This is a genomic window from Bacillus sp. LR_5 (assembly GCF_042709275.1).
Genome location: NZ_JAVAXX010000320.1, coordinates 1 through 6,726, shown reverse-complemented (window position 1 = coordinate 6,726; position 6,726 = coordinate 1). Strand labels below are relative to the sequence as shown.

Genomic DNA, 6,726 nt, shown 5'->3' with positions numbered 1-6,726 from the left:
TTTTTATACATAAAATGTTATAATTTCTCTCGTTATGAAAAAGAAACGGAGATCAATGTATGAAAGAAACTCGAAACGCCCGTCAAAAGATCAAACAGCTTTTGCACATTTTAATTCCGATATTAATTACCCAGGCGGGGCTTTCTCTTATGACCTTTTTAGATACGGTGATGTCAGGGAAAGTCAGCCCCGCTGATTTAGCTGGTGTCGCTATTGGCTCAAGCCTTTGGACACCTGTTTATACAGGACTTGCAGGTATATTAATGGCAGTCACCCCGATTGTCGCCCAGTTTTTAGGCGCTGAAAAAAAACAGCAAATTCCCTTTACTGTTTTACAAGCTGTATACGTGGCCGCGCTTCTTAGCATCGCCGTTTTAGCGATTGGATATGCTGTAGTTGACCTTATTCTTGGCCGATTAAATCTTGAAACTCATGTCCATCAGATTGCCAAACACTTTTTAGGCTTTTTATCGCTGGGAATTTTCCCTTTATTTGTTTACACCGTTTTGAGATCATTCATTGATTCATTAGGGAAAACGAGAGTCACAATGATGATTACACTCAGTTCTCTTCCGATCAATTTTGTATTGAATTACGTATTCATTTTCGGGAAATTCGGAATGCCGGCACTTGGCGGCGTCGGCGCCGGGCTAGCGTCCGCGCTTACATATTGGTGTATCTGCATCATCAGTTTTTTCATTATTCATAAATCTGCACCGTTTTCCGAATACGGGATTTTCCTTACAATGTATAAATTCTCTTGGAAAGCATGCAAAAATTTGCTCAAAATCGGGCTGCCTATTGGGTTCGCCGTGTTTTTTGAAACGAGCATTTTCGCAGCTGTCACGCTTCTGATGAGCCATTTTAATACAGTGACTATCGCGTCCCACCAGGCAGCAATGAACTTTGCTTCACTTTTATATATGCTGCCGCTCAGCGTGTCCATGGCATTAACAATTGTTGTCGGTTTTGAAGCCGGTGGAGCCCGTTTTAAAGATGCGCGCTCATATAGCTTGATCGGCATCATGATGGCGATCGGTTTTTCTTTGTTGACAGCAGCCTGTATCCTTTTATTCAGAGAGCAAATTGCCGGCATGTACACTTCTGACCCCGATGTGCTCCTGCTGACACAGCACTTTTTAATTTATGCCCTGTTTTTTCAGCTTTCTGATGCTGTTGCAGCACCGATCCAGGGAGCGCTCCGAGGGTACAAAGACGTGAACTATACGCTTGCGGCCGCATTTGTCTCTTATTGGGTCATTGGCCTTCCGGTCGGTTATGCGGTCGGTACGTTTACAAGCCTCGGCGCGTTTGGCTATTGGATCGGATTAATTACAGGACTCGCCGCAGGAGCAGTTGGACTGTTTTTCAGGCTGGCTAAACTGCAAAAACGTTATTCGCAAAAACAATACATTTAAAAGAGGTGATCAATCATGGCAAAAAATAAGAAATTATACGAATATCTTTCTCAGCATGCGGAGACGATCAGTTCAACATGGTACGAAACAATCGAGGAGACTGATCCGAATTCCATTTATGCATCAACAGACCCTGCTGTCATTCACAATTTAAAGAGCCAGAATCTCGCCTTCAACTATAAGATAAACCGTATTTTTATAGATGATGAGGAGGTATACCTGCCTATACTGAAAGAATGGGCTTTTGAAGTGACACAGGATCAAGAGCATTTAAAGACTCCTATCCACTATATTATCCGGGAGTTTGTTAGAGTGAGAGATTTATATGTTTCCTATGTGAAAGAATTTGTCCATCACAATCAGGACACTGTGAAAGGCGAAGAAGCCGAAGATTTGTATCACTCCCTTATAAAAGCGTTCGATCTTGTGATTCATATTTTTATAGAAGAAATGTACAAAAACACAAGCCTTCAGCTTCAGGCTCAAAAAGATATGATTACTGAATTAAGCGCACCGGTTATTGTGCTGTTTCACAGCGTCGGACTGCTGCCTTTAATCGGAGATATTGATACAGTACGCGCCAAACTTATTATGGAAAACACCCTGCATCAATGTGCGGAGAAAAAGGTGACACAGCTGTATATTGATTTGTCAGGAGTAGCTGTTATTGATACAATGGTTGCCCACCAGCTGTTCAGTCTGATTGAAGCGCTCCGTTTAATCGGCGTTTCATCCACATTGTCGGGAATCCGCCCGGAAATCGCGCAAACCGCGGTTCAGCTAGGCTTGTCTTTCGAAGATATTTCCTTGAGATCCACCCTCGCTTCGGCGATTGCATCTGACTTAAAATTAAAAAAGGTATAAGGCTTAAGGCCTTATACCTTTTTGATTAATCATTCCATTGATACGTCCAATATACTTCTTCTTCAAACCATGTTGCCATAACAGGTTCATTGTTTTTCAATTTTTCTTCAAGCTCTCTGAGCATGCCTTCTGTTTGAGTGCGGTGAGCTCTTAACGCATTCATCTTAATATCAGCTACTTCTTTGATATCAAGTACGACATCAGCTTCGCCAAGAACCTCTTCTCTGTTGCGTGTAATAGCCATGCAGAGCGTGCGCGGACGGTCTTCTTTCTTTTTACGGTACAATGCACGAATAACCGCTTCCCCGCATGCATCATGGTCGGGGTGCACACCGTGTCCAGGATAAAATGTGACAATTAAACTTGGTTTTACATCATCTATGATTTCTTCCATGATATCAGCTAAATACTCATCGTCTTCAAATTCGAGCGTTTTGTCACGGAGCCCCAGCATCCGAAGATCATTGATATCCATTTCTTTGCAAGCGTTAATGAGCTCTTGTTTTCTTAGCAGCGGCAATGTTTCCCGATTCGCGAAAAATGGATCGCCCATATTTCTGCCCATTTCACCTAAAGTGGCACAGGCGTACGTAACGGGTATGTCTTTTTTTCTGTTTAAGGCGATCAGGCCTGCCACTCCGTATGATTCGTCATCAGGGTGAGGCAGGATTACAAGTACGTGTTCTTTCATTATTTTTCACCCTTTTCTTTAAACTGTGAACGGTTTTTCACTGATTTGTAGAGAAATAGCCAGTTTACCGCCCGGCAGGTGTCCCGCCATTAATAAACGGTTATCTTCATCTATCGTGTATTCAGTCAAGCCTTCAGCATAAATCCAGCCTTCTTCTGTTTTTAAGCCAACACGGTAAGGTCCGCTTCCTTTGATTTTTGCCTGATGATAGGTGACTTTTGCATTGCGGATATATGCAACAACCGTCATGTTTTTTTCATTTAAGTGCGCTGAATAAGAACCGGTTGTGGTTTCCAAATGGATATATACAGGGCGGTCCGCATATCGTTCTAAAGATGCTTGCACATCTTCCTTTATGATTGCTTTCATGATTGCTCCCCTCTTTCTTCTTTTAAATGCTCTGCACGTTCTGTATGTAATTTGACCAGCTGATATTTCACAGCCGGTTCGAGCTGTGAATTCACAATGCGCTGAATCGCGGCAAAATATTTTTCCAGCATCGGTTTCCGGAGTCTCGGATGTGTTCGTTTATCCAAGAGCTCAAGATCAATCGCCTCTGCTACCGCTTCTGCGTCATCACTAGTGAGAGATCTGTTGTTCCAAAGTGAAGCGTAGGCTTTCACTATCTCTTTATCATTGTCCATCGTCTTGCTCCTTTATGTCTTACATACATGAAATGATTATACATAATATATGCTTCAGCTGAAAAGCCAAAGGCCTCAATGGCTTTTTGACGCCCGTTTCCACTTTACTTGTGAAAACGTAAACAACAGCAGCGCAGCCCATATACAGCTGAATGTAAAAGCCTTCGAGCTTGAAAATGGCTCATGGTAAACAAACAGCCCGATCAGCAAGGTAATGGTCGGTGCAATATATTGCAAGATTCCGACTTGATACAGCGGCAGCCGTTTCGCCCCTTCCGCAAACAATAATAGCGGCAAAGCCGTAAACACACCAGCAAAAAAGAGAAGCATCCACGTGCCCCCGCTTTCTGCACCAGCTTGCTGAACATGGCCGCTTAGCAGCAAATACCCCAATGCAATCGGCATAATCATGAATGTTTCCAGCGTTAAACCGATGGCGCTCGGCAGACTTGTTCTTTTTTTGCTTAACCCGTACAGACCGAAGCTGAATGCGAGCAGAAGCGCAACATACGGAATGGAGCCGTACTGGAACGCTGAGATGATGACGCCGGCCGCAGCAATCGAAACCGCCACCAGTTGCAGGCGATTCAGTTTTTCCTTTAAAAATAAAATTCCAAGGAGCACTGACACAAGCGGGTTAATGTAATAGCCAAGACTAGCCTCAAGCAAAAATCCATGGTTGACAGCCCATATGTATACAAACCAGTTAATCGAAATCAGGATAGAAGCGAGAAATAAAGAAAGGATGCCTCCGTTTTTTTTCAAAGAGCGCAGCTCCTGCCACCCTGTTTTCCATTGCCGCAAGAAAAAAAGCACGATACACATAAAAACAAAAGACCATATAATACGGTGAGCCAAAATATCAAGAGCCGGCAGCTGTTCGAGAAGCTTCCAATAGAGCGGAAACAGCCCCCACATGATAAAGGAAACGGCTGTATAAAGAACGCCTTTTTTCGTTTCTGAATATTGCATGTAAATCCCTGCCTTTCTTTAGAGCATCTTATATTATATCACGTGAAAGATCTGCCGGGCATATACTATTTTGTCCATGAAGAAAGGGTGTGACGACGATGTTTGAATGGAACAAGTACTTTCCTTTCCACAATCAATTTTCCAAGGAAGCATTAAAAAAAGCAGATCCAAAAGAAGTTGAAACGTATGTAAATCGTGTGATGGAAAGTGTGTTCGGCAGTGATTATGCGGCTCAATTTCCTTTCCGCGATCCCCTCCCCAAAAAAGAACAGCCCGCCAAACCGGATGCCAAACCTGATATTGATATATTCGAAACAGCAGACCATGTGTTTGTAAAGGTGCCAATCAGCGAAGGCCTGCTGGAACAGGTGAGAATCAAACACACATCTCACGAATTATTGTTAGAAAACTTTCCTAGTTCAGAGCATCCAAAAAAAGTAAACCTTCCTTGTTTAGTCAAACGCAAAGGAACAAAAGCCGTCTATAAGGATGGCCTTCTGGAAGTCATGTTTCAGAAGCAGCAAGACTACAATATGTCCGAGGTAGAAATCATCCGATAAAAAACGGCCTGCACCGATGCAGGCCGTTTTTATTAATAGAAGCCGGGGTAACCCCCGTATGGCGCGCCGGCACCAAAACCGTACGGTGCGCCTCCGTATCCGTAAGGGCCAGGCGGATAAGCATAGGGACGAGGATAGTTAAACAGAGCACTCCCGAGAAAACCGCCTAATAAACCACCGACTAAAGGAGCTCCAAACAAGAAAGGATTACGCGCCGGGTATCCGACTGGATCTGGGTTCCCGCGATAATACGAATGGTGAGGGTACATGATTTTTCCTCCTTTATGACTGCCTATACATAAGGTATTCAACAAGGAAGAAAAACGATTGGGCTATGAACTGAATCTATGGGTGTTACATCACAAGCCCTGCCAATAACACACAGCCGAGCCCGGTTACTGAGAGAACTGTTGTAAGCAGCGTCCAAGTTTGAAATGTTTCTTTCATGCTCAAGCCGAAAAATTCCTTTACCATCCAAAATCCTGCATCATTTACATGACAAGCGATGACACTTCCCGCTCCGGTTGCCAGTACCATTAATGCCGGGTTTACACTGCCCGCCTGCATAAGCGGAGCTGCCATTCCCGCAGTGGTAAGCGCAGCCACGGTAGCAGAGCCCAAACACAGGCGCAGAACCGCAGCAATGATCCATGCAACGAGTAGCGGCGACATGTTTGTTTGACTGAAAAGATCAGCAACATAATCACCGACCCCGCCGTCAATCAGCACCTGTTTAAACGCCCCTCCCCCACCTATGATGAGCAGCATCATCGCGATTTGTGAAATTGATTCTGATAATGATTTGCTGATCTCCTTCATAGATATTTTACGCGCATATCCCATCGTATAGAGCGCAAGTATAAGCGAAATAAGCATTGCGGTTCCCGGTGTACCGATAAATTCTATGATATCTTTTTCTTTTGAATGTTCTTTCAATAATAAAGAAAAAACAGTCGCAATCGCCATAAAGATAACCGGAAATAAAGAAGTGGCAACACTGATTAAAAAGCCTGGTGTTTCATCCAGCTGAAATTCTTTCCGCGGCCCTAATGCTGATAAGTTTCCGCGTTTTTGATACGCACCGGGAAATTGCTTCATCGCAAATTTATTGAATAAAGGCCCGGCGATGACAGTCGTCGGAACAGCGATGATGATTCCCAAAAGCAGCACCTGGCCAATATGGGCGCCGTATGCAACTGAGATGGCAGTTGGCGCAGGGTGCGGGGGCAAAAATCCGTGGGTAACATTTAAGGCGGCTGCCATCGGGATTCCCAGATAGAGAAAAGGCATTTTTAATTCTTTTGCAATTGCATACACAATCGGAATCAACAGTACAAGACCGACTTCAAAAAACAAGGCAATGCCGATGATAAACGAGGCAATAACCACCGCCGCCTGTATTCGTTTCCTCCCGAATTTGTCAATCAGCGTAATGGCAATCCGATAGCCGCCCCCAGCGTCTGAGACAAGCCTCCCGAGCATCGCGCCAAGTCCAAACACTAAAGCTAAATGCCCCAGCTGCCCGCCGATTCCCGCTTCAATTGAAAGAACAATTTTATTGATATCCATCCCAAGTC

Annotated in this window: 9 protein-coding genes; 3 read left to right on the top strand and 6 right to left on the bottom strand. The window is 44.1% G+C overall.

The features are described 5' to 3' along the window. Positions 1 to 59 precede the first annotated feature (59 nt). Positions 60 to 1,418 (top strand): MATE family efflux transporter, encoded by a 1,359-nt coding sequence (locus RAC86_RS33240; protein ID WP_072566434.1) that lies wholly within the window; start codon positions 60 to 62, stop codon positions 1,416 to 1,418. A 15-nt stretch (positions 1,419 to 1,433) separates the two neighbouring features. Beyond that, the gene (gene rsbRC, locus RAC86_RS33235) at positions 1,434 to 2,282 is read left to right on the top strand and encodes an RsbT co-antagonist RsbRC (RefSeq protein ID WP_061188145.1); all 849 of its coding nucleotides are present in this window, start codon (positions 1,434 to 1,436) and stop codon (positions 2,280 to 2,282) included. Positions 2,283 to 2,307: 25 nt separating this feature from the next. Here the strand turns inward: rsbRC and bshB2 are convergent, their stop codons facing one another. The 4 genes from bshB2 to rarD form a co-directional block, all read right to left on the bottom strand. Then, on the bottom strand, positions 2,308 to 2,973 hold the full coding sequence (bshB2, locus tag RAC86_RS33230; protein WP_003220099.1) for a bacillithiol biosynthesis deacetylase BshB2: 666 nt from the start codon (positions 2,971 to 2,973) through the stop codon (positions 2,308 to 2,310). Positions 2,974 to 2,991: 18 nt separating this feature from the next. Next, positions 2,992 to 3,342, bottom strand: a complete 351-nt coding sequence (locus RAC86_RS33225) for a YojF family protein (RefSeq protein ID WP_014114096.1) — start codon at positions 3,340 to 3,342, stop codon at positions 2,992 to 2,994. Then, positions 3,339 to 3,617: a hypothetical protein gene (locus tag RAC86_RS33220; RefSeq protein WP_003220095.1), complete on the bottom strand. Its 279-nt coding sequence runs from the start codon at positions 3,615 to 3,617 to the stop codon at positions 3,339 to 3,341. The genes RAC86_RS33225 and RAC86_RS33220 overlap by 4 nt, the downstream gene beginning before the upstream one ends. A gap of 75 nt (positions 3,618 to 3,692) precedes the next feature. Continuing rightward, positions 3,693 to 4,589: an EamA family transporter RarD gene (rarD, locus tag RAC86_RS33215; RefSeq protein WP_072183656.1), complete on the bottom strand. Its 897-nt coding sequence runs from the start codon at positions 4,587 to 4,589 to the stop codon at positions 3,693 to 3,695. 98 nt (positions 4,590 to 4,687) lie between these two features. Between rarD and RAC86_RS33210 the strand changes: the two genes are divergently transcribed. Further along, positions 4,688 to 5,149, top strand: coding sequence for an Hsp20/alpha crystallin family protein (locus RAC86_RS33210; RefSeq protein WP_014114098.1), 462 nt, complete (start codon positions 4,688 to 4,690; stop codon positions 5,147 to 5,149). 32 nt (positions 5,150 to 5,181) lie between these two features. On the opposite strand, the gene RAC86_RS33205 is transcribed toward RAC86_RS33210, so the two are convergent. Together RAC86_RS33205 and RAC86_RS33200 are read right to left on the bottom strand one after the other, a co-directional pair. After that, positions 5,182 to 5,418 carry a hypothetical protein gene (locus RAC86_RS33205; protein ID WP_014114099.1) on the bottom strand — a complete coding sequence of 79 codons (237 nt, stop codon included), beginning with the start codon at positions 5,416 to 5,418 and terminating at the stop codon, positions 5,182 to 5,184. Between the two features lie 85 nt (positions 5,419 to 5,503). After that, positions 5,504 to 6,726: gluconate:H+ symporter (locus RAC86_RS33200; RefSeq protein WP_377886530.1), on the bottom strand; the 1,223-nt coding region annotated here is incomplete at its 5' end.

Excerpts from the sequence above, each read along its gene's own strand:
- RAC86_RS33240 (WP_072566434.1), top strand. The coding sequence starts at position 60 with ATGAAAGAAACTCGAAACGCCCGTCAAAAGATCAAACAGCTTTTGCAC.
- rsbRC (WP_061188145.1), top strand. The coding sequence starts at position 1,434 with ATGGCAAAAAATAAGAAATTATACGAATATCTTTCTCAGCATGCGGAG.
- bshB2 (WP_003220099.1), bottom strand. The coding sequence starts at position 2,973 with ATGAAAGAACACGTACTTGTAATCCTGCCTCACCCTGATGACGAATCA.
- RAC86_RS33225 (WP_014114096.1), bottom strand. The coding sequence starts at position 3,342 with ATGAAAGCAATCATAAAGGAAGATGTGCAAGCATCTTTAGAACGATAT.
- RAC86_RS33220 (WP_003220095.1), bottom strand. The coding sequence starts at position 3,617 with ATGGACAATGATAAAGAGATAGTGAAAGCCTACGCTTCACTTTGGAAC.
- rarD (WP_072183656.1), bottom strand. The coding sequence starts at position 4,589 with ATGCAATATTCAGAAACGAAAAAAGGCGTTCTTTATACAGCCGTTTCC.
- RAC86_RS33210 (WP_014114098.1), top strand. The coding sequence starts at position 4,688 with ATGTTTGAATGGAACAAGTACTTTCCTTTCCACAATCAATTTTCCAAG.
- RAC86_RS33205 (WP_014114099.1), bottom strand. The coding sequence starts at position 5,418 with ATGTACCCTCACCATTCGTATTATCGCGGGAACCCAGATCCAGTCGGA.